This is a genomic window from Pseudomonas sp. P5_A2_2 (assembly GCF_054177685.1).
Genome location: NZ_JBGCUL010001143.1, coordinates 1 through 1322, shown reverse-complemented (window position 1 = coordinate 1322; position 1322 = coordinate 1). Strand labels below are relative to the sequence as shown.

Below are 1322 nucleotides of genomic sequence, written 5' to 3'. Positions count from 1 at the left end.
ATGAACTCGTGATAGCCGACCTCCTCCCAGCCCGCTCCGCTATCAAAATAAAGCCTGACTTCATCACTGGCACCTGGCGGGGCCGCGTTGTCCCATTCCGGGATATAAACCGTCAGCCCGCTGGCCAGCCTGGGTCCGTTGAGCAGCCCCGTTGCAGCGTCGGCATAATCCTCAGATTTGATCTCGATCACCATATCGGCAAGATTTGCCCGATACTCCGTGCGCATTTTCAAATAGGCCGCGCTTGCCTCCTGTCGTTGCAGCTTGCTCGCTTGAGTTGCCATGTCCCGCTCTCCTGGTAGCCACTTGAACCATCGGCCATGTAATGGCCTTTCCATCGGTCGACAACAGGGACGCTGCGGGCAAGCCAAATGAACGTCTTCGCGCAGCAGGCCGAACTGACCTTGGGCGGATTAAGCACTCATGGAAAAAAAAGCGATACTGTCAAAGTTGACAGGTGGGTGCCGATTCCCTGCGCAGGAAGGATGGGGGCGCAGGGTTCAAAACGACGAAGAAAACCTCAAGACCGCGCCGAAAAGCTCAGGCTCGCAGCCCCCTCGAGCAAGTCCGTTACACACAGAGAAATACGTCGACAGGCGTCCGCCAGCTTCAGCCGGTCCACCACCAGGCCGATGCGAATGTGCCCCGCCGCACTCGGCCCGAAGGCTTCGCCGGCCAGCACCGAAACGCCATATAGCCATCCAGCAGCCGCTCGGCGAAATGCTGGGCCGACAACCCGGTSTGGCGCACGTCGACCATCACGAACATGCCGCCATCGGGGCGAATCGCCCGGATGCCAGGGCACAGATCCAGACTGGCGCGCACCAGGTCGCGACGCAGGCGATATTCCTCACACATCAGCGCCACGTGCGGAAGGTTTTCATCCAGCGCCAATTGCGCGGCGTTCTGGATGAAATCCGGAATGCCGAACAGCATGCACAACGACAGATTCACCAAATGTTCACACAGCGATTGCGGCCCGACCACCCAGCCCACCCGCCAGCCACTCATGGCGTGGGATTTCGACAGGATGTTGATGGTCGCCGCTCGCTCGGCCATGCCCGGCAAACTCGCGGGGCTGATGTGCTCGCCCTCGAACAGCAGCTCGCTGTACACCTCGTCGCTGATCAACCACAGGTCATGGCGAATGCATAATTGGGCCAGCGCTTTCCAGGCCTTCATTGGCAGGCTGGCGCCGGAGGGGTTGTTCGGGCTGTTGAGCAACATCGCGCGGGTGTTCGGTGTGATCAGTGCCGCGACATCGGCCGGATCGACCCGAAAGCCGTTCTGCGAACACACCGGCACCGGCACCACTTTGGCCC

General features: G+C 60.6%; 1 protein-coding gene and 1 pseudogene. Both read right to left on the bottom strand.

Features of this window, described 5'->3' with window-relative positions; all coding sequences use genetic code 11:
* Positions 1–284, bottom strand: a 284-nt coding sequence (locus ACXRVY_RS29555; protein WP_458239026.1) for a hypothetical protein, incomplete at its 3' end; no start/stop codon positions are given.
* A gap of 236 nt (positions 285–520) precedes the next feature.
* Positions 521–1322, bottom strand: a pseudogene (locus ACXRVY_RS29550) (pyridoxal phosphate-dependent aminotransferase); the annotation flags it as partial.